The 19,339-nt window shown below is 71.6% G+C and carries 16 protein-coding genes and 1 pseudogene; 11 read left to right on the top strand and 6 right to left on the bottom strand.

All coding sequences use genetic code 11. From position 1 onward, the window contains the following. Positions 1 to 61 precede the first annotated feature (61 nt). Positions 62 to 322: a WXG100 family type VII secretion target gene (locus tag ACZ64A_RS18750; protein WP_361630904.1), complete on the top strand. Its 261-nt coding sequence runs from the start codon at positions 62 to 64 to the stop codon at positions 320 to 322. 78 nt (positions 323 to 400) lie between these two features. On the opposite strand, the gene ACZ64A_RS18745 is transcribed toward ACZ64A_RS18750, so the two are convergent. Both ACZ64A_RS18745 and ACZ64A_RS18740 read right to left on the bottom strand, forming a co-directional pair. Continuing rightward, positions 401 to 4,876: an FtsK/SpoIIIE domain-containing protein gene (locus tag ACZ64A_RS18745; RefSeq protein WP_469811480.1), complete on the bottom strand. Its 4,476-nt coding sequence runs from the start codon at positions 4,874 to 4,876 to the stop codon at positions 401 to 403. Positions 4,877 to 5,598: 722 nt separating this feature from the next. Then, positions 5,599 to 6,447, bottom strand: coding sequence for a menaquinone biosynthetic enzyme MqnA/MqnD family protein (locus ACZ64A_RS18740; protein WP_469811478.1), 849 nt, complete (start codon positions 6,445 to 6,447; stop codon positions 5,599 to 5,601). Between the two features lie 288 nt (positions 6,448 to 6,735). Between ACZ64A_RS18740 and ACZ64A_RS18735 the strand changes: the two genes are divergently transcribed. Beyond that, positions 6,736 to 6,939, top strand: a complete 204-nt coding sequence (locus ACZ64A_RS18735) for a cold-shock protein (RefSeq protein WP_004984723.1) — start codon at positions 6,736 to 6,738, stop codon at positions 6,937 to 6,939. Between the two features lie 88 nt (positions 6,940 to 7,027). On the opposite strand, the gene ACZ64A_RS18730 is transcribed toward ACZ64A_RS18735, so the two are convergent. Continuing rightward, positions 7,028 to 7,603 carry a helix-turn-helix domain-containing protein gene (locus tag ACZ64A_RS18730; protein ID WP_469811476.1) on the bottom strand — a complete coding sequence of 192 codons (576 nt, stop codon included), beginning with the start codon at positions 7,601 to 7,603 and terminating at the stop codon, positions 7,028 to 7,030. A gap of 71 nt (positions 7,604 to 7,674) precedes the next feature. Between ACZ64A_RS18730 and ACZ64A_RS18725 the strand changes: the two genes are divergently transcribed. Both ACZ64A_RS18725 and ACZ64A_RS18720 read left to right on the top strand, forming a co-directional pair. Then, positions 7,675 to 8,358 carry an AzlC family ABC transporter permease gene (locus tag ACZ64A_RS18725; protein ID WP_469811474.1) on the top strand — a complete coding sequence of 228 codons (684 nt, stop codon included), beginning with the start codon at positions 7,675 to 7,677 and terminating at the stop codon, positions 8,356 to 8,358. Further along, positions 8,355 to 8,669: an AzlD domain-containing protein gene (locus ACZ64A_RS18720; RefSeq protein ID WP_469811472.1), complete on the top strand. Its 315-nt coding sequence runs from the start codon at positions 8,355 to 8,357 to the stop codon at positions 8,667 to 8,669. The genes ACZ64A_RS18725 and ACZ64A_RS18720 overlap by 4 nt, the downstream gene beginning before the upstream one ends. Before the next feature lie 528 nt (positions 8,670 to 9,197). On the opposite strand, the gene ACZ64A_RS18715 is transcribed toward ACZ64A_RS18720, so the two are convergent. Beyond that, positions 9,198 to 9,791: a TetR/AcrR family transcriptional regulator gene (locus ACZ64A_RS18715; protein WP_469811471.1), complete on the bottom strand. Its 594-nt coding sequence runs from the start codon at positions 9,789 to 9,791 to the stop codon at positions 9,198 to 9,200. Positions 9,792 to 9,975: 184 nt separating this feature from the next. Between ACZ64A_RS18715 and ACZ64A_RS18710 the strand changes: the two genes are divergently transcribed. Both ACZ64A_RS18710 and ACZ64A_RS18705 read left to right on the top strand, forming a co-directional pair. Then, positions 9,976 to 11,973, top strand: coding sequence for a serine/threonine-protein kinase (locus ACZ64A_RS18710; RefSeq protein ID WP_469811470.1), 1,998 nt, complete (start codon positions 9,976 to 9,978; stop codon positions 11,971 to 11,973). 92 nt (positions 11,974 to 12,065) lie between these two features. Continuing rightward, a pseudogene (locus tag ACZ64A_RS18705) lies at positions 12,066 to 13,007 on the top strand (DMT family transporter); the annotation flags it as partial. A gap of 73 nt (positions 13,008 to 13,080) precedes the next feature. On the opposite strand, the gene ACZ64A_RS18700 reads toward ACZ64A_RS18705, so the two are convergent. Both ACZ64A_RS18700 and ACZ64A_RS18695 read right to left on the bottom strand, forming a co-directional pair. Further along, on the bottom strand, positions 13,081 to 13,962 hold the full coding sequence (locus ACZ64A_RS18700; RefSeq protein WP_469811469.1) for a LysR family transcriptional regulator: 882 nt from the start codon (positions 13,960 to 13,962) through the stop codon (positions 13,081 to 13,083). After that, entirely contained in the window at positions 13,962 to 14,357 is a 396-nt protein-coding gene (locus tag ACZ64A_RS18695) for a PLD nuclease N-terminal domain-containing protein (RefSeq protein WP_469811468.1), read from the bottom strand. The genes ACZ64A_RS18700 and ACZ64A_RS18695 overlap by 1 nt, the downstream gene beginning before the upstream one ends. 88 nt (positions 14,358 to 14,445) lie before the next feature. Between ACZ64A_RS18695 and ACZ64A_RS18690 the strand changes: the two genes are divergently transcribed. Genes ACZ64A_RS18690 through mqnE form a run of 5 tightly spaced genes read left to right on the top strand, consistent with a single transcriptional unit; the run spans position 14,446 to position 19,233 of the window. Next, entirely contained in the window at positions 14,446 to 15,897 is a 1,452-nt protein-coding gene (locus ACZ64A_RS18690) for a menaquinone biosynthesis decarboxylase (RefSeq protein WP_469811467.1), read from the top strand. After that, the gene (gene mqnP / locus ACZ64A_RS18685) at positions 15,894 to 16,796 is read left to right on the top strand and encodes a menaquinone biosynthesis prenyltransferase MqnP (RefSeq protein WP_469811466.1); all 903 of its coding nucleotides are present in this window, start codon (positions 15,894 to 15,896) and stop codon (positions 16,794 to 16,796) included. The genes ACZ64A_RS18690 and mqnP overlap by 4 nt, the downstream gene beginning before the upstream one ends. A gap of 52 nt (positions 16,797 to 16,848) precedes the next feature. Continuing rightward, on the top strand, positions 16,849 to 17,517 hold the full coding sequence (locus tag ACZ64A_RS18680; RefSeq protein ID WP_469811464.1) for a UbiX family flavin prenyltransferase: 669 nt from the start codon (positions 16,849 to 16,851) through the stop codon (positions 17,515 to 17,517). Positions 17,518 to 17,575: 58 nt separating this feature from the next. Next, on the top strand, positions 17,576 to 18,031 hold the full coding sequence (locus ACZ64A_RS18675) for an Lrp/AsnC family transcriptional regulator (protein WP_469811463.1): 456 nt from the start codon (positions 17,576 to 17,578) through the stop codon (positions 18,029 to 18,031). 38 nt (positions 18,032 to 18,069) lie between these two features. Further along, positions 18,070 to 19,233: an aminofutalosine synthase MqnE gene (mqnE, locus tag ACZ64A_RS18670; protein ID WP_469811462.1), complete on the top strand. Its 1,164-nt coding sequence runs from the start codon at positions 18,070 to 18,072 to the stop codon at positions 19,231 to 19,233. Positions 19,234 to 19,339 lie beyond the last annotated feature (106 nt).

Here is a 19,339-nt window from a genome sequence, read left to right as displayed (position 1 = left end):
GCGTCCACTGTTGCAAACGGGTAGTCCGCTTTTGCTTCAGAACTACACGGGGAGGATCGCTATGGATCGCGGTGCAGATCTCGGGCGGCTCCGGGACTTGTCCAAGCTGTACGCGCGCAAGGCGCACGACTTGCAGGCCCTCATCAAGGACCTGGAGTCGTCGACCGCGGACAGCACGGGCTACTGGAAGGGCCCGAAGGCCGACCGGTTCCGCGACGACTGGCACAACGTGAAGCCGACCTTCGAGAAGTGGGTCGACACGCTGAACGACGCCAGCAAGTCCGCCAACACCAGCGCCGACAACATCGAGCGCGCCACCTGATCCCAGGCGGTCGAGCAACACTGCGGGCCCCCCGCTCCTCGGAGCGGGGGGCCCGCAGACGTATCCGACCGGTCGGCGTCAGCCGTGCATCACACCCTGTACCGGCATGTACGTGCCGCCCGCGATGAAGAGGCCGCTGCCGGCCGGGCCGCCACCGCTGTTCGCGGGAAGGCGGATGCCGAACAGTTCGCCCTCGGACGGGGTCTGGGGCGTCAGCAGCAGGCCGTTGCGGGACTTGCGCGCCTCGACGGCGAAGCCGCGGTACTGGCCCGACAGGCTGTCCGTCGTACCGGCCGCGATGAGGCCGATACCGCCGTCGGCACCCTTGCGTACGACGGTCTCCAACGCCTCGTCCAGGCGTGTGTCGTAGAGGAGTTCGGCGTCGTCGGCGACGACGACGTACGAACCGTTCGGGGCCTTGGCCACCAGCTCCTCGAGGTCGTCCTCGCGGCTGTCGGCGTTCAGGACGCCGAGCACCCCGTCCCGGCCCTCCAGTTCGCGCAGCGGCGAGCGGCGCGGGGTGACCAGGACGACCGGAGTACCGGAGCGCAGCAGCGACTCGGTGGCGGCCAGCAGGATCGTCGAGCGGCCGGACTTCGGCGGGCCGGCGATGACGAAACCGGGGCCGTTCTCCTCCAGGTCGATACCGACGGGGTGCAGTTCGTCTCCGCCGACGCCGATGAGCGCCCAGAGCGGAGACGCCGGTGCGAACTCCGGGTCCAGCGCCAGCGCTTCCGTCGCCGTGATCCGGGACGGCAGCGCGTCCACCCGCAGCGGCCGGCGGCCCGCCGGGACACGGCCGTAACGGCTCCGCACCTCCTCGGCGATCTCGCGCAGCGCACGCACCTGCGCCTGGCCCGCCGGGTCCTCGCCGAGCAGCCCGATCTGCGTCTCGTCGACGCCCGTGTCGGTGAGGCGCAGGGCGCGGCCGGGAGGCATGTTCTTCGGCACCTCGCGGGCCTGCAGACCGGCCGTGGAGTAGTCGTTCGGGTCGGCGAAACGCATCACCAGACGGTCGGCGAACGCCGAGGAGACATGGCCGCTCAGACCGGTGCGGTCGGCCGTCATGACCACCTTCAGGCCCACCGCCGAACCTTCACGGAAGATTCGCTGGGCCGACTCGAGCAACTGACCGTAGTTGTAGCCCTCGAAGCTCGAAGCGAAGCCCTCCCAGCTGTCGAGCAGCAGCACCATCCAGGGCAGCCGCTCCTCAGGGGTGGCACCCGCGCGCTGCTCGGCAGCGCTGGACGCGCCCTCCATCGCCAGCAGCTGCTGGCGGCGCGCGATCTCGGCCAGCAGGCGCTCGATCAGACGGCGCACCCGGTCCGGTTCGTCACGTGTGACGATCGCGCCGACGTGCGGCAGCCGCATCAGCGGCAGCAGGGCGTTGGAGCCGCAGTCGATGCCGTAGACGTGCACCTCGTGCGGGGACGTGGAGCGGGCCAGCGAACCGGCCAGCGTGCGCAGCGCGGTGGAGCGGCCGGAGCGGGCACCGCCGAGCAGCAGGGTGTGCTCGCCGTGCACCAGGTCCAGGGAGAGCGGCTTGCGGCTCTGGTGGGCGGGCAGGTCGACCAGGCCGTACGGGATCGGCGCGACGTCCGTGCCGGCCTGCGGGGCCTCGCCGTACGCGACGAGCTGGTCCAGCGTGACCTGCTCGGCCAGCGGCTCCAGCCACGGGCTGCGCTGCTTGCCGAAGCCCATCCGCTCGGAGCCCTCGCGCACCGCGTCGACCAGGACGGCCAGGTCGGTCACCATCGTGCCGTCGTCCTCGGCCTCCTGCCGCCGGGGCAGCGGGCGGGCGTAGGAGTTCCAGGCCAGCGCCGTCAGCGTGGCCTTCGGGCCGGTCTGTCCGGTCGCCGGCCGGCGGCCACCGATACGGGCGGACTGCACACCGACGAGGGACTGGGCGCCGGAGCGGACGTACATGCGGCCGGGCGTGGACTTGGCGATCGCGCCCGAGTCGGGGGCGTCGATTACGTCCATCGACTCGGAGGCGTCCGTCACCCGCAGCGCGATCCGCAGGTTGGTGTTGGCGCGGATGTCGGCGCTGACCACACCCGCCGGGCGCTGGGTGGCCAGGATCAGGTGCACGCCGAGCGAGCGGCCCCGTCGGGCGATGTCGACCAGACCGGCGATGAAGTCGGGGAGTTCGGCGACCAGGGACGCGAACTCGTCGATCACCAGCACCAGTCGGGGCATCGGCTCCAGCTCGGGCCGGAGCTTGCGGGTGTCGTTGTAGTCCTCGATGTCCTTGGCGGCCGCGTCGAACAGGATCCGTTCGCGGCGGTGCAGTTCGGCAGCCAGGGAGGCCAGGGCGCGCTCGGTGAGGTGGGCGTCGAGGTCGCTGACCATGCCGACGGTGTGCGGCAGCCGGGCGCAGTCCATGAAGGCGCTGCCGCCCTTGTAGTCGATGAGGACGTAGTTCAGCGCGTCCGGGCGGTTGGCCACCGCCAGCGAGGCGATGATCGTCTGGAGCAGCTCGGACTTACCGGCACCGGTGGTACCCGCGACCAGGGCGTGCGGCCCGTCCCGGCGGATGTCGAGCACGAACGGGCCGTCGGCGGCGACACCGATCGGCGCGGACGTCGTCGAACCGCCCGACTGCCAGATGCGTTCCACGTCGGCGCCCGTCGGGTTGGGCATGTTGAGCAGGTTCAGCAGCCGCGCCGAGGTGGGCAGGGCCGCGTCGGCGTCGTCCCGGCTGACGTCACGCACAGGTGCCAGGGAACGGGCGAGCAGCTCGCACCACTCGTAGCTGACCTGGTCGGCGAGCACCTCACCGGCGGACTCCAGGCCGTAGCCGCGGACCCGGACGTGGTGGGCGGCGTCCGGCGACCAGGCGACGACCGCCTTGCACTCCTCGGGCAGCAGCCGCTCGTCCTCGTCGATGCACAGGGCGACGATGCCGTACTGCGGTCCCTCCGTGAGGAGTTGGGGAACACCGGGAACACGGCGCAGCAGCCGGGCGCCGTCGAGAACCAGCAGGACGGTGGGGTCCGGGTACAGCTGGCCGGTCATGTTGTTCTGCTCGCGGGCGGCCTTGCGGCGGGCCAGCTCGTTCAGCAGCTCGTTGACACGGCGGGTGATGCCCTCGGAGTCGAAGCCGACCAGGGCGATGCAGTCCTGCCCCTGGTCGGGGTTGGTGTGCGGCAGCCAGTGCACCCAGTGCCACTCGGCGCCGGCGGCCGGGGTCGCGGCGAGCGAGACCAAGGACAGGTCCCGGGGGCTGTGCAGCACCGCGGCCTGCACGCTCAGCCAGCGGGCGGTGGCCATCGCACGCGCCCGGTCCCCGGCGACGCCGACCACTCCCAGCCGGCTGAAGGGCAGGGTGACGGGCACATCCGTCAGCAGGGGCGGTTCCGGTCGGTCCTCGTCGTAGCCCGAACCACCGCGGCCCAGGACCAGTTCGACGTCGGACGGCAGGCCGCCCACACCGACGCGCAGCTGCATGGCGTCCGGGTCGGTCAGCCGGCGCTCCCACAGACGGCGGCGCGGCCCGGTCGCGAAGAGCAGGATCTCGGCCGGGTCGGGGCTGTCCTCGCGGCGGGCGCGCTGCTCGTCCTTGGCGACGACGGCCAGTTCTGCCTCGTGCGCGGCGAGGTCCTTCTTGTACTGCCTGAGGGAGGTCTTGTGCTTCTTCTTGCCCTCACGGTTCTCGCTGAGCCACTGGCCCAGCATCATCATCGGGCTCATCAGGCAGAACAGCAGCATGTAGATCTGCTTGGTGAGGAAGTACATGCCCACGCCGAACAGCAGCGGCATGAACGCCATGATGAACTGGAACCGGGCCCGTTCGCCCTTGGTGGGCGGCACCGGCACGACCAGCCGGCGGCGCGGGCGCAGCGGGGAGAGCCTGGGCGGACGGTTGTAGGCGAGGCCGCCCTCGCTCATCGGGGACAGATGCGCGTCCGGTTCGACCACCCGGTCCAGGACCAGCAGCGAGTCACCGACCCGTACGACGCCGCCGAGCGGCCACATCGTCCTGCCGGTCACCGTCTCGTCGTCGAGCCGGACCTGCGCCTCGCCCTCCGGTGCGAGCGTGACGTCGCCCTGCAGGTCGATGGTGAGGCGCAGCGCGACCTGCGGCAGCGAGCTGTCCGGCAGCGGCAGCGAGCAGGTCGGGGCCGCGCCGGCGGTGGCGGCGCCGACGCCGAGCCGGACCACGCGGCCCGAACCCGGCCCCGCGGCCACCCGCAGCTCGTACTGCCCGACCGGCTCGCCCTTGCGCAGCAGCGGACCTATGGAGTCGTCCACCGAGACCCGCATGCCGTCGCGCAGCACGGTGGTCGCGGGCACCGCCGGATCGCACGGCACGCCGTCGGCCCACAGCACCGGCGCGGTCGCCACAGCCGTCCCGTAGCCCGGCATGCCTGCCACCGGCGTCGGGTGCAGGGGCACCACGTTGCCGGCTGTGCCCCCGTGCGCCACGACGGTCGCGCCGGTGGCCGTCGACAGTGCCTCGGCGACGTCGCCGGCCGTGGCCGTGTCATCCGTGACGACAACGACGTCCTGCGGCTCACCGCCCTCACGCACGACCGTGACCAGCGTCTGCATGGTCGTCATCCTCCCCGTCGGCCCCTGCGGCCGCGTCCGTCTCCACCCTCACGAGCCGGTTGCCGCTCCCCGCACGCCGTCACCCCCGTCACGCCGCGTCGCGGGCCGGGGGAGCGATGTGGTGGGGTCCTCGTCGTTCGCTGTCGCAGCCACAGTAGTGACCACGGCAGCCGGTGGGAGTGACGGGGGCGTGAAGGCATCGGGGTCGGCGCGGCCGAAGCGGGGCAAGGCGCCTGCCGGCGGCTGGGCGGGGTGCCTGCGGCGCCGGGTTCGTTGTCGGGTGCGGGTTCGTCGTGGCTGGGCGCGCCGTTCCCGCGGGTGCCTGCGGCGCTGGGTGTCGTTCGGCTGCGGGTTTCGTTGAGGCTGGGCGCGCCGTTCCCCGCGGGTGCCTGCGGCGCCGGGTTCGTTGTCGGCTGCGGGTTTCGTTGAGGCTGGGCGCGCCGTTCCCGCGGGTGCCTGCGGCGCTGGGTCGTCGTTCGGCTGCGGGTTCGTCGTGGCTGGGCGCGCCGTTCCCCGCGCCCCTTTTTTGCCTGCGGCGGCCCGTCACCGTCCGGTGGGTGGTTGCGGTCCTCGCCTGCGGCCGGTTCCACGTCGGGGCCGGGGTGGGGGGTGTCCGTCCTCGGTCCGGCCATCCGTTTCCGACGAGCGCTCGGTGTCACGGTGCCGGACGCTGCGGGCGGACACCCCCCACCCCGTCCCCTTCCCGCCGTACGCGGGTGCGGCTACGAACCCAGCAGCTCCACCCGCACGTCGGCCGGGAAGCCCGTCGTCGGGCCGGTTCTGCGGGCGAACTCCGTGACCGCTGCCAGTTGGTCGGGGCCGAAGCTGAAGTCGAGGGTGGTGAAGTACTGGGCGAGGGTCTGCTCGTCGAAGGCTTCCCAGCGGGCGGCCTGTTCGGCGACCTTGGTGACCTCCTCCAGCGAGAGGTTGCGGGAGGCCAGGAAGGCCTCGTGGACCTGGCGGGTGATCACCGGTTCACGGGCGGCGTAGTCGCGGCGGGCCGCCCAGACGGCGAAGACGAAGGGGAGGCCGGTCCACTCCTTCCACAGCTGTCCGAGGTCGTGGACCTCGAGGCCGTAACGCGGGCCGTCGATCAGGTTGGCGCGCAGGGCCGCGTCGCCGATCAGGACCGCGGCCTCCGCCTCCTGCATCATCAGGCTGAGGTCGGGCGGGCAGGTGTAGTAGTCGGGCTGTACGCCGAAGCGTTCCGCCAGGAGCAGCTGGGCGAGGCGGACGGACGTGCGCGAGGTGGAGCCGAGGGCGACGCGGGCGCCGTCCAGCCGGTCGAGGGGGACCTGCGAGACGATCACGCAGGACATCACGGGGCCGTCGCAGCCGACGGCGATGTCGGGGAAGGCGACCAGGTCGTCGGCGTTGCGCAGGAACTCGACGAGCGTGACGGGCCCGATGTCGAGGTCGCCGCGGATCAGCCGCTCGCTGAGCTTCTCGGGCGTGTCCTTGGTCAGCTCGAAGTCGAGGAGCGTGCCCGTTCTCGCGAGCCCCCAGTACAGGGGCAGGCAGTTGAGGAACTGGATGTGGCCGACACGCGGCCGGGTGCGAGAATTGTCCACATCGCGAGACTAGACCCCATCGGTCACCCCGCCACCGGCGACCCCGGCCGCGCGTTACGTCAACCGGCCGCACGTCTGTCAAACCTTCGAGTGAGGTGATCTTGACCTCTATTGCTTCCGGGCCTCCGCGTGCTAGGCTCGCCGCAAGTTGCAGTTTGGTTTCCCTTGCAGTACAGAGCCTGCGGAGCATGTGACCGCGGGCTCTAGTCGTTTTCAGAAGAATGCATGACGTGTTTTCACACTTGCAGGTTCTGGAGCAGGGCAACCCTTTGGGCCCAAGGAGGGCTTATGGCTACCGGAACCGTTAAGTGGTTCAACGCCGAAAAGGGCTTTGGCTTCATCGCCCAGGAAGGCGGCGGCCCCGACGTCTTCGTTCACTACTCCGCGATCAACGCCACCGGCTTCCGCTCCCTCGAGGAGAACCAGCAGGTGAGCTTCGACGTGACCCAGGGCCCGAAGGGCCCGCAGGCGGAGAACGTCACTCCCGTCTGATCGCGTCCTAGCGCAGTACCCAAGGAGCCCCGCGCCGTTCGGCGACGGGGCTCCTGCCCTGTGCGGGCACACGTCCGCCGGATTCCGCTCACACGTGCTGCATGATCAGGACGAACATCGTCCCCGGCTCCACGGCTTCGTAGGTGTGCGGCACGTCTCCGCGATACGACATGTAGTCCCCCGGCCCGAGCTGCACCGTTTCCCCGAGCGGTCCCGCCTGCACGCGCCCGGCGCTGACGACGATGTGTTCCACCGTCCCCGGAATGTGCGGCTCCGAGTCCCGTACCGTGCCCGGCTCCAGGGTCACCGTGTAGATGTCGCGCCGTGCGCCCGGCGGGCTCGCCGACAGCAGACTCGCCAGATAGCTGGACTGCTCGGAGTGCACGGTGGGTCCCTCGCCCGCGCGGATCACGCGCACGGCCGGCGTCGGCGCCTCCACCAGCGTGCTGAACGGCACCCCCAGCGCCACCGCCAGCGACCAGATCGTCTCCATGCTCGGGTTGCCGCTCGCGGCCTCCAGCTGGGACAGCGTCGACTTGGCGATTCCGGCCCGTTTGGCCAGCTCCGACAGGGACAGCCCGGCCCGGACGCGCTCGCGCCGCAGGCTCGCGGCGATCCAGTCCAGAGGCAGGCGGGGCGGGGTCGGGGCACCGTCGGCAGTCATGATCCTGTTCGCTCCATCATTACGATCGTTCGCCTTGACGAACGCACCTCGCGGCGTTCATCGTGGAAAACATGCGTTCGCTGCTCCGAACACCACCGTCCATCCTGACACCTCTCACCCGTGACGCCTCCCTCGTGTGGGTGGCCAGCGGAGTCGTCGGCGTGTCCTTCGGCGCCGTCTGCGTGGCGGGCGGCCTGCCGATGTGGGTGCCGGTGGTGATGTCCCTGGTGGTCTACGCGGGATCGGCCCAGTTCAGCGCGGTCGGGATCCTCCTCGCCGGGGGCGGGCCGCTCGCCGCCGCGGCGACCGGGCTGCTGCTCAACACCCGCACGGCCGCGTTCAGCCTCGCCGTGGCCGACGTGATCGGCACCGGCCGCCTGGCCCGGCTCGTCGGGGCGCACCTCGTCACCGACGAGACCGTGGCCTTCGCCCTGGCCCAGACCGACCCGGCGCGCCGCCGGGCAGCGTTCTGGATCTCCGGCCTCGGCCTGTTCGCCGTCTGGAACCTGGGCGTGCTGGGCGGCGCCCTGGCCGGCAGCGCGCTCGGCGACACCGCGACCTACGGCCTCGACGCCGCCTTCCCGGCCGTCCTCGTCGCGCTGGTGCTGCCCGCCCTGCGCGCCGACTCCGCCGTACGGCGCAGCGCCCTGCTCGGCGCCGCGATCGCCCTGGCGGCGACCCCGCTCGTCCCGGCCGGCGTGCCCGTCCTGCTGGCGCTCGCCGGACTGGCCGCCCTGAAGGGGGTACGGCGATGAACGCGACGGCCGCCATGATTCTCGCGCTGGCCGTGGGGACGTATGCGTTCCGGCTGGTCGGCCCGGTGCTGCACGGACGCGTCACGGTGCCGCCGCGGCTGCAGGAACTGCTGTCCACCGCCGCGGTCGTCCTCCTCGTCGCCCTGCTGGCGACCGGGGCGCTGACCGAGGCCGGGGGCTTCGCGGGCTGGGCGAGACCGGCCGGCGTCCTGGCCGGCGGCATCCTCGCCTGGCGCCGCGCACCGTTCGTCGTGGTCGTCCTGGCCGCCGCAACGACGACGGCGCTGCTGCGGGCGGCGGGGGTCTCCTGACAGATGCCGCCGGCGGGGTGCGCGCTGGGGTGCCCCGGCGTTCGAGGCGGCACCCGGGGCCGGTGCCGACCGGGGGTGGGTCGCGCAGCCCGGCGCTGCGGCTGGCCGGGGGCGGGGACGCTCACCGGCGCCGGCAGGGTGCCTCCCCCAAGCTCTTCGAGCAGGGGGCCCCAGCGCCCACCCGTGCCGCCCCAGCGGCACGACTGCCCGCAGCTCCGGCGATAGGGCGGCCGCCGCTGCGCGCGCCACCGCGTAGGTGCACCCGCCCGCGGCGGGGAGGGGACGGGGTGGGGGGTGTCCGCCCGCAGCGGCCGGCACCGACCAACGGCGCCCCTCGTCGGAAACGGGCGGCCGGACCGAGGACGGACACCCCCCACCCCGGCCCCGACTCAGAAACCGGCCGGAGGCGCGGACCGCAACCGGCCACACACCACAACGGGCCGCCGCAGGCACAAAAAGGGGCGCGGGGAACTGCGCGACCAGCCCCCACCGGCCCGCAGGCGAAAAGACGCCCCCCTACTCGCCCCCCTACTCCCCCCGAACCCCCCGCCAGATCCGCTCCGGTAGTACCCGGGCCGCCTCCTCCAGGTCCACGTCCCCCATCGACAGCCACCGCCGCGCCACACCGATCACCGGCCCCAGCACCAGCGACTCCAGCAGCGCCGGCGGCAGCGCGGCCAGTTCTCCCCTGTCCGCCCAGAGGGCCAACCGCTCCGCCAGCGGCGACAGCCGCGCCTCCTGCGCGTCCCGCAACTGCCTGCCCTGCGCCATCCCCAGCCGGTCCGCGTACGACGAGTGCAGCAGCCTCCCCGCCGCCGGGTTCTCCCGTACGAACGCCAGATAGGCCCGTACGACCGCCCGCACCCCCGTCCGAGGGGTCCGCGCGTGTGCCAGCGCCGCCCCCAGCTCCCCCAGCAGCCGCTCCAGCCACCGTGTCAGCAGGGCGTTCATGAGCCCGTCGACGCTGCCGAAGTGGTGGTACAGGCTGCCCAGGCTGACCCCGCTGGCCCGGGTCACCGCACCGACCGTGACCCCCTGCTCCCCCGCCTCGGCGTACACCCGCAGCGCGGCGTCGAGGAGCAACTCCACGGTGGCCTCGCCACGTTGCTGCTTGGGGCTCATCGGCCGACCGTCCTCGCGTGCCGTACTGGTCCGGCGCCCGGCACGGGCGCCATGGCCGCCAGCCTAGAACACCTGCTCACACGGCACCTGGCCGAGAATGTTCCCGAACTATTTTCTAGAAACACATTCTAGTTCCGCCCGATCCTGCGCCACACTGGCCGCACGCTGAACGAACGGGGAGAACGTGAACGGGGAAGACGGCTTCGACCTCACCGGCAGCGGTGCCGAACCGCTCCAGGACGACGATCCGCGCCGCATCGGACCGTTCCCGCTGCTGGGACGGCTCGGCTCGGGCGGGATGGGCCGCGTGTACCTCGGCGTGCACGCCGACACCGACACCGACACCGACGGCGACGGCGACGGCGACCACAACCGCAACCGCAACCGCTACGCCGCCGTCAAACAGGTCCTCCCCACCGTGGCCGGCGAGGACAAGGACTTCCTGCGCCGCTTCGGACACGAGCTGGACAACCTCGCCCGGCTCCCCGGGCACGCCACCGCCCCGCTCCTCGCCAGCGACCGCGAGGCCCGCCCCCCGTGGTTCGCGACCGCCTACGTCCCCGGCCTGACCCTGCGTGAGGCCGTCGACCTGAACGGCGGCCCCCTCCCGGCCGACGCCCTGTGGCTGCTGCTGCACGAGTCCGCGAAGCGCCTCGCCCCGGTGCACGACCTCGGCATGGTGCACCGGGACGTCAAACCGTCCAACGTGATGCTCACCGTGGACGGCCTCACCCTCATCGACTTCGGGGTCGCCCGCGCCGCCGAGCAGAGCCAGCTGACCCGCACCGGCATGGTGGTCGGTACGCCCGCCTACATGTCCCCGGAACAGGCCTCGGGCGCCCGCCGGCTCACCAGCGCGGTCGACGTGTTCGCGCTCGGCTCGGTCGTCGCGTACGCGGGCGTCGGACGGCCGCCGTTCGGCGACGAGTCGGGGCACGCCGTGCTGTACCGGATCGTCCACGAGGAACCCGACCTGGAGCCGCTGCGCGCGCTCGACGCCGACCTCGCCTCCGTGGTCGCCTCCTGCCTGGACAAGGACCCCGAGGGCCGCCCCACCGCCGCGGAACTCCTCGACCTGACCGCCGCGCATGCCCCGCAGCCCCCCGTCTGGCCCGGCACGATCACGGAACGCCTCGCCGAGCGAGCGGCCTTCGCGGCGACGACACCGCCCGCACTCCACCTGACGGCCACGGCACCGGCCCCCGCCCCCCTCTCCGGCCCCACGCCCGAGGAACCGCAGCAGCCACAGGCCCCGGACGAGGCGCCCGTCGTCGCCACCGAGCGCCCGCAGAAGCGCGAACGGCGCGGCCGCCGCACGCTCCTGGCCGTCGTACCGGTCGTGGTCGTCGCGGCGGCCACCACCGTCGTCGTGCAGCTGCTGCCGTACGCCTCCTCGCCGTCACGCGGCGACGAGGCACGGCCGACAGCCTCCGCACCGGTGGCGTCCTCGGGGGCCCCGGCCTCCCCGGCGAGCGCCTCCGCCACGGCATCGACGACCGCGCACCCGTCCGCCTACGGGTCCGCCTCCCCCACCCCCGCCACCCCACCGGGAACGGCGGGCGGCCCCGCCCAAGCCGGCCAGAACGGCGCAGGCGCAGGCTCAACCGGCTCCAACGGAACCAACACCAGCGGAGGCAGCGGCACTTCAGGCTCCACGTCCACCGGAACGGGATCCGGAACCGGAACCGGAACCGGAGGATCTCAACCCGGATCCGGAACCACCGCCGGAGGCACCGGAACCACCGCCGGAGGCACAGGCACAGGCGGAACCGCCCCCCGCCCTCCCGCCGAACCCAAACCCACCCCCACCCCGGCCCCCGCCCCCACGACCTCCCACCTCCGCAACGCCGAGAACGGCAAGTGCGTGATCCAGGTCTACGGCTCCACCACCCTCGGCGCCTGCTCCGGCTCCGCCGCCACCTGGTCCGTGCGCAGCGCCGGCAACGGCACCGTGAAGGTCGTCAACCAGTCCAGCGGCTCCTGCCTGAGCGCCAACTTCCAGGGCCAGTCCGTCGTCGTCGCCGACTGCTCCCAGCTCAGCAGCGCCCGGCTGTGGCGCGTCTCGGGCTCCGCCCTGGTCAGCGCGTTCAACGGCGGCTGCCTGGACCTCGCCTTCGGCGGCGGCGTGACGACGCAGACGTGTCAGCGCGGGGCGGCGTCCCAGCAGTGGGCGAGGTCCTGAGCGGCGGGTATCGGCGCCGCCGATGACCCCATCGGCAGGACGCCCCACTGGCTCGTGGACCGGGTCCACGGCGCGCTCGTAGCGTCGTGGACATGACCTCATCGCAACGGGGCACGGCCCAGCTGACGACCGCGATGGTGCTCTCCGGCACCCTCGGCGTCTTCGTCGTCGAGTCGGGCGCCTCGCCCTTCAACGTCGTCTTCTTCCGCGTCCTGTTCGGCGCGCTCGCGCTCGGCGGCTATGTCACCGCCCGCGGCTGGCTGCGCGACCACGGCTTCACCCCGCGCACGCTCGGACTCGCCGTTCTCGGCGGGGTGTTCATCGTCTTCAACTGGGTGTTCCTGTTCGAGGCGTACGAGAACACCTCGATCTCGGTCGCCACGGTCGTCTACCACACGCAGCCCTTCTACGTGGTGCTGCTGGGCGCCCTGCTGTTCCGCGAGCGGCTCACCGCCGCGAAGGTCGGGTGGGTCGCCCTGGCCTTCGCGGGGCTCGTCCTCGTCTCCGGCGTCACCCCGGCCGACTTCGCCAGCGGCGGGACGTACGTCCTCGGCGTCGGGCAGGCTCTCCTCGCCGCGCTGCTGTACGCGCTGTCGACCCTGGTCACGAAGAGGATCACCGGGGTGCGCCCGCATCTGATCGCCCTCGTCCAGGTTGTCGTCGGCATCCCGCTGCTGCTGCCGTTCGCCGACTTCGGCGCGATGTCCGGGACCGGCTGGGACTGGGGCTGGCTGGCCGGCCTCGGCCTCATCCACACCGGCGTGATGTACGTCCTGATGTACGCCGCCTACGCCCAGTTGCCCACCGCGAAGATCGCCGTCCTGGCCTTCGTCTACCCGGTGGTGGCGATGGTGGCGGACTGGGTGGTGTACGGCCACCACATCGGCCTCGTCCAGGCGCTCGGCGTCCCGCTGATCGCCCTGGCGAGCCTGAAGGTCACCCTGGCCCGCGCCCCGAAGACGGTCCCGGCCGACGCCCCGAAGACCGTCCCGGCCGACGCCCCGACGGCCGCCGCGGCCCACACCCGGAAGGCGGCCCCGGCGGCCCGGACGCCCGAAGTCACCCCCGCCCGCACGCCCGAGGCCACCCCCGCCCGCACGCCCGAGGTCACCCCTGCTCCGACACCAGCCGCCGCGCCCGCTCCAGGAACAGCCGGGCGTGCGCGGGCAGCCGCTTCCCGGCCCGCCACGCCAGCTGCGTCGACAGCGTGAACGGCGGCTGCCACTCCAGCCGTACCAGTGAGCCCTCCGCGAGTTCCGCGGCGACCGTGACCTCGGGCAGCAGACAGATCCCGAGGCCGGCCGCCGCCGCGCGTTTGGTGGCCTCGATCGTGCCGAACTCCCGGAACTCCACGGCCGCCACGGCCGTCAGCTCCCGCTCGAACAGATCCCGGTAGGCGCAGCCGGGCTCGGTGGCCAGCAGCGGCTCGCGCACCAGGTCGGCGACCGTGACCTCGGTGCCGTACAGCCGGTGTCCGGGCGCCGCGACCAGCGCCAGCGGCTCGACGGCCAGCACCTCGCTCTCCAGGCCCGGGTGCTCGGTCTCCTCCTCCATCAGGAAGCCCAGGTCGTAGATGCCCTGCCGCAGCGCCTGCCGGGTCTCGTCGCCGAGGGTGGGGCGCAGGGCGAGGCGGACCTTCGGGTAGCGGTGGTGGAAGAACTCCAGCAGGGGCGGCAGGCGGTAGTTGGTCAGCGACTCCATGGTGCCGACGGCGAGGGTGCCGGAGGGCTCCTCGGTGCCGGTGACCGCCGCGCGGGCCTCCTCGGTCAGCTCGATGATCTGCCGGGCGTACGGCAGCAGCCGCTCGCCGGCCTCGGTGAGCCGGATGCGGCTGCCGAGCCGGTCGAAGAGCTGGCTGCCGAGCGCGTCCTCCAGCGCGCGGACCTGGGAGGTCACGCTGGACTGGGCGTAGTTCAGCTCGGCCGCCGCCCGCGTGAAGCTCAGTACGGTGGCGACCTTCTCGAAGGTGACGAGCAGCCGCAGTTCCATCAGCTCTGCTCGTCCTCGCCGCGCTCCTTGCGGCGCAGCTCCTCCTCGCGGCGGCGCAGGTCGGCCTCCCACTCCTTGAGCAGGGCTTCGTCCTTCTTGTTCTCTTCCTTCAGCGACTTCAGGAAGTCGGGGTTGTCGTCGGGGGCGACCCATTCGGTGCGGTGGCCGCGGTGCCATTCCGAGGGGGTGGTGCCGCCCGCCGGACGCGGCCCGCGCTGCCTGCCGGCCACCAGCCAGGCGATCGGTCCGACCAGCACCTCGCCGAAGAGCAGGATGATGATCACCCACACCACCTTCGGCAGCCCCCGCACCTCCTCCTCCGGAGTGTTCAGGCAGTCGATGAACGCGTAGATCCACAGCGCCAGCACCAGCAGGAACGGCAGATACCTGAGCATGGACGGGAGATCCCCCAGCAGACGGCGAGGGGCACACGACGGGCCCCGGTGACGGGGTCAGACTAGCCCGTACCGGATACTGGATCGCATGGCTTACGACGATCTTCGCTCCCTGCTCAGGGCGCTGGAGCGCGAGGGCGACCTCAAGCGCATCAAGGCCGAGGTGGACCCGTACCTGGAGGTCGGGGAGATCGTCGACCGGGTGAACAAGGCCGGTGGGCCCGCCCTCCTCTTCGAGAACGTCAAGGGTTCCGCGATGCCCCTGGCGATGAACGTCTTCGGCACCGACCGCCGTCTGCTGAAGTCGCTCGGCCTGAAGTCGTACGGGGAGATCTCGGACCGGATCGGCGGTCTGCTGAAGCCGGAGCTGCCGCACGGGTTCGTCGGGGTGCGCGAGGCGTTCGGCAAGCTCGGCGCGATGACCCACGTGCCGCCGAAGAAGGTCAAGGACGCTCCCGTGCAGGAGGTCGTCCTCACCGGCGACGACGTGGACCTGGAGCGGCTGCCCGCGCTGTTCACCTGGCCCAAGGACGGCGGCTCCTTCTTCAACCTGGGCCTGACCCACACCAAGGACCCGGAGTCGGGCGTCCGCAACCTTGGGCTGTACCGCCTCCAGCGCCACGACAGGCGCACCATCGGCATGCACTGGCAGATCCACAAGGACAGCCGCAACCACTACCAGGTGGCCGCGCGGCGCGGTGAGCGGCTGCCCGTCGCGATCGCCTTCGGCTGCCCGCCGGCGGTGACGTACGCCTCCACGGCCCCGCTGCCCGGCGACATCGACGAGTACCTCTTCGCCGGGTTCGTCTCGGGCAAGCGGATCGAGATGGTGGACTGCAAGACGGTCCCGCTGCAGGTCCCGGCGAACGCCGAGGTCGTACTGGAGGGCTGGCTGGAGCCGGGCGAGATGCTCCCGGAGGGTCCCTTCGGCGACCACACCGGCTTCTACACGCCGCAGGAGCCCTTCCCGGCGCTGACGATCGACTGCGTGACGATGCGCAGGCGCCCGCTGCTCCAGTCGATCGTGGTCGGCCGCCCCCCGACGGAGGACGGGCCGCTGGGCCGGGCGACGGAGCGTTTCTTCCTGCCCCTGCTGAAGATCATCGTCCCGGACATCGTGGACTACCACCTGCCCGAGGCCGGCGGCTTCCACAACTGCGCGATCGTCTCGATCGACAAGAAGTACCCCAAGCACGCGCAGAAGGTGATGCACGCGATCTGGGGGGCGCACATGATGTCCCTGACCAAGCTGATCGTCGTCGTCGACTCCGACTGCGATGTGCACGATCTGCACGAGGTCGCCTGGCGCGCCCTCGGCAACACCGACTACGCCCGTGACCTCACGGTCGTCGAGGGCCCCGTCGACCACCTCGACCATGCCTCCTACCAGCAGTTCTGGGGTGGCAAGGCGGGCATCGACGCGACGCGGAAGCTGCCCGAGGAGGGCTACACGCGCGACGGCGGCTGGCCGGACATGGTCGAGTCCGACCCCGCGACGGCGGCCCTGGTGGACCGCCGCTGGAAGGAGTACGGCCTGTGAGCAGCGCGTCCGCAGCGATCCCCCAGCCGGGACGCACGAAGGCCTTCCTGCGCCTGGTGATGATCGAGCACTCGGTCTTCGCCCTGCCGTTCGCCTACATCGCCTCCCTGACGGCGATGTACGAGTGGGACCGCAACATCCACTGGGCCCGGCTGCTGCTGGTCACGATCTGCATGGTCGGCCTGCGCACCTTCGCGATGGCCGTCAACCGGATCATCGACCGTGAGATCGACGCCCGGAACCCGCGCACCGCCCACCGCGAGCTGGTCACGGGCGCGATGTCGGTGCGCCACGCGTGGACCGGCGCGCTGGTCGCTCTGGTGGTCTTCCTGGGCGCGGCCGCGCTGCTGAACCCGCTGTGCCTGGCGCTGGCGCCCGTCGCGGTGATCCCGATGGTGGTCTACCCCTACGGCAAACGGTTCACGAACTTCCCGCAGGCCATCCTGGGCCTCGCCCAGGCGATGGGCCCGATCGGCGGCTGGCTGGCGATCAGCGGCGAGTGGTCGTGGACGGCGGTGATCCTCGGTCTCGCGGTCGGCGTCTGGATCGGCGGCTTCGACCTGATCTACGCCTGCCAGGACGTCGAGACCGACCGGGAGATCGGCGTGATGTCGGTCCCGGCCCGCTTCGGCATCCCGGGGGCGATCTGGGGCGCACGGGCCTGTCACGCCGTCACCACGGCCCTGTTCGCCTGGTACGCGGTGGTCACGCACGCGGGCTTCTTCTTCTGGCTGGGCCTGCTGATCGTGGCCGCGGCCTTCGTCTACGAGCACACGATCGTCCGCCCCCATGACCTGACCCGGCTGAACAGGGCGTTCTTCCAGGTGAACGGCTTCATCGGGATCGCGCTGTTCGTATGCGCGCTGATCGACCTGCTCGTGCGGGGGCTCACCGTCTAGCACGAGCGGTACCGGTCCGGAACATCGCTCCGTTCACCGGTACGCTCAAGACGTGAACGCAGGGAAATCGCAGCGCACGCCTTGGATCGTGGGGGTGTCCGGGGCATCCGGGACGCCGTACGCGGCCGCCGTGCTGCGGGCGCTGATCGCCGCCGGGGAGAGCGTCGACCTGGTGGTCAGCCGGGCCTCGCGGCTCACGCTGCTCGACGAGACCGGCATCTCCTTCCGCGACGCGCACTGGCGGGACGACCTCACCCAGTGGCTGGCGCGCGGCGCCGACGGCAAGCCGGACAGCTTCGCCGTGGACGTCTCCGACGTGCGGTACTGGAGCGCCGGCGACCTGGCCGCCGGGCCCTCGTCGGGGTCGTATCCGGCCAAGGGCATGCTGATCGTGCCGGCCTCCACGGCCTGTGTCGCCGGGGTGGCGCTCGGGCTGTCGAAGGACCTGCTCCAGCGGGCGGCGAGCGTCACCCTCAAGGAGCGCCGCACGCTGGTCGTGGCCGTACGGGAGACCCCCTTGAACGGTCAGACGCTGCGGCACCTGGTGGCCCTGGACGACGCGGGCGCGAGTGTGGTGCCCGCCTCGCCGGCGTTCTACGCGGGGGCGACGCACATCCAGGACCTGGTGGACTTCGTCGCCGGCCGCGTCCTCGACGCCGCGGGTGTCGAGCACGGGCTGTACCGCCGCTGGAAGGGCGAACTGCGCGGTGGGAACGGCTGAGCGGCACGAACGACTTTCACGAACTCCCAGAACTCTTCAGCGGAAGGCTTTCAATCGCATGGACGCGGTGGACAGGCAGCTCATCCAGGCCCTGAGGGAGAACGGCCGGGCCTCCTACGCGGAGCTGGGGCGCCTCGTCGGCCTGTCGGGCCCCAGCGTCACGGACCGTATCAACCGGCTGGAGGCGGCCGGTGTCATCACCGGCTACCGGGCCACTGTCGACGCGGCCTCGCTCGGGCTCGGGGTCACGGCGCTGGTCGGCATCTCCCTGTCGGACGCCGCCGACCACGAGGACGTGGCGCAGCGGCTGAAGGAGCTGCCGGAGATCGAGGACTGCTGGTTCATCGCCGGCGACGACTCCTACATGCTCAAGGTGCGCGCGACCGACGTGGACGGCCTGGAGAAGATCATCCGGCGGCTGTCCGGGACCCGGGGCGTCTCCCGTACCCGTACCACCATCGTGCTCTCCACGAAGTGGGAGAACCGGGTCGGGGAGCTTCCCGAAGAGGTCTAGGGATACCGTTGGCGGTGCTGTCGGAGAAAGGTGTTGGCATGGACGTCGGGCTCAAGCGCGAGCTGGAGGAGAAGGTCCGCTCCGGTGAGCGGCTGACCCGCGAGGACGGCATCGCGCTGTACGAGTCGGACGACCTGGCGTGGCTGGGCGGTCTGGCGCACGAGGTGCGGACGCGGAAGAACGGTGACGTCGTCCACTTCAACGTCAACCGGCACCTGAACATGACCAACGTGTGCACGGCGTCCTGTGCGTACTGCTCGTTCCAGCGCAAGCCGGGCGAGAAGGACGCGTACACGATGCGCATCGAGGAGGCCGTCAAGCTCGCCAAGGCGATGGAGTCGGAGAACCTCACCGAGCTGCACATCGTCAACGGGCTGCACCCGAACCTGCCGTGGCGCTACTACCCGCGTTCGCTGCGGGAGCTGAAGGCGGCGCTGCCGGACGTGTCGCTGAAGGCGTTCACGGCGACGGAGATCCACCACTTCGAGACGATCTCGGGGCTGACCGCCTCCGAGATCCTCGACGAGCTGATCGACGCGGGCCTGGAGTCGCTGACCGGTGGCGGCGCCGAGATCTTCGACTGGGAGGTCCGGCAGCACATCGTGGACCACCGCACCCACTGGGAGGACTGGTCCCGCATCCACCGCCTGGCGCACGAGAAGGGTCTGAAGACCCCGTGCACCATGCTGTACGGCCACATCGAGGAGCCCCGCCACCGCGTGGACCACGTGCTGCGGCTGCGTGAGCTGCAGGACGAGACGAACGGCTTCCAGGTCTTCATCCCGCTGCGCTACCAGCACGACTTCGTGGACATGAAGGACGGCAAGGTCCGCAACCGGCTCCAGGCGCGGACGCAGATGGCGACCGGCGCGGAGGCGCTGAAGACGTTCGCCGTCTCGCGGCTGCTGTTCGACAACGTGCCGCATGTGAAGGTGTTCTGGGTGATGCACGGGGTGCAGACGGCCCAGCTGGCCCTCCAGCACGGCGCGGACGACATGGACGGCTCGGTCGTCGAGTACAAGATCACCCACGACGCGGACAACTTCGGTACGCCGAACAAGCTGACCCGTGAGGACCTGCTGGAGCTGATCCGTGACGCGGGGTTCCGGCCGGTGGAGCGGAACACTCGGTACGAGATCATCCGGGAGTACGACGGGCCGGACGCCGGGCGTCGGGAGTCGCCTCAGCCGATGAGGGTTTGAGCGTCGGCAGGTAGTCGTTCGGGTGCGGGTTGTGGGGGGCTGGTCGCGCCCTGCGGCGGAGCCGAATATGGACAGGGTCCCGCGCCCCTGGGTGGGTACTCCTTAC

It is taken from the genome of Streptomyces sp. NPDC104814 (assembly GCF_055583185.1).
Note: the sequence above shows the minus strand (reverse complement) of the source record. Positions and strands in the feature narration are given on the sequence as shown.

Bases quoted from the DNA above. Each gene is read 5' to 3' on its own strand.
- ACZ64A_RS18750 (WP_361630904.1), top strand. From the start codon at position 62: ATGGATCGCGGTGCAGATCTCGGGCGGCTCCGGGACTTGTCCAAGCTG.
- ACZ64A_RS18745 (WP_469811480.1), bottom strand. From the start codon at position 4,876: ATGCAGACGCTGGTCACGGTCGTGCGTGAGGGCGGTGAGCCGCAGGAC.
- ACZ64A_RS18735 (WP_004984723.1), top strand. From the start codon at position 6,736: ATGGCTACCGGAACCGTTAAGTGGTTCAACGCCGAAAAGGGCTTTGGC.
- ACZ64A_RS18730 (WP_469811476.1), bottom strand. From the start codon at position 7,603: ATGACTGCCGACGGTGCCCCGACCCCGCCCCGCCTGCCTCTGGACTGG.
- ACZ64A_RS18725 (WP_469811474.1), top strand. From the start codon at position 7,675: ATGCGTTCGCTGCTCCGAACACCACCGTCCATCCTGACACCTCTCACC.
- ACZ64A_RS18720 (WP_469811472.1), top strand. From the start codon at position 8,355: ATGAACGCGACGGCCGCCATGATTCTCGCGCTGGCCGTGGGGACGTAT.
- ACZ64A_RS18715 (WP_469811471.1), bottom strand. From the start codon at position 9,791: ATGAGCCCCAAGCAGCAACGTGGCGAGGCCACCGTGGAGTTGCTCCTC.
- ACZ64A_RS18700 (WP_469811469.1), bottom strand. From the start codon at position 13,962: ATGGAACTGCGGCTGCTCGTCACCTTCGAGAAGGTCGCCACCGTACTG.
- ACZ64A_RS18695 (WP_469811468.1), bottom strand. From the start codon at position 14,357: ATGCTCAGGTATCTGCCGTTCCTGCTGGTGCTGGCGCTGTGGATCTAC.
- ACZ64A_RS18690 (WP_469811467.1), top strand. From the start codon at position 14,446: ATGGCTTACGACGATCTTCGCTCCCTGCTCAGGGCGCTGGAGCGCGAG.
- ACZ64A_RS18675 (WP_469811463.1), top strand. From the start codon at position 17,576: ATGGACGCGGTGGACAGGCAGCTCATCCAGGCCCTGAGGGAGAACGGC.
- mqnE (WP_469811462.1), top strand. From the start codon at position 18,070: ATGGACGTCGGGCTCAAGCGCGAGCTGGAGGAGAAGGTCCGCTCCGGT.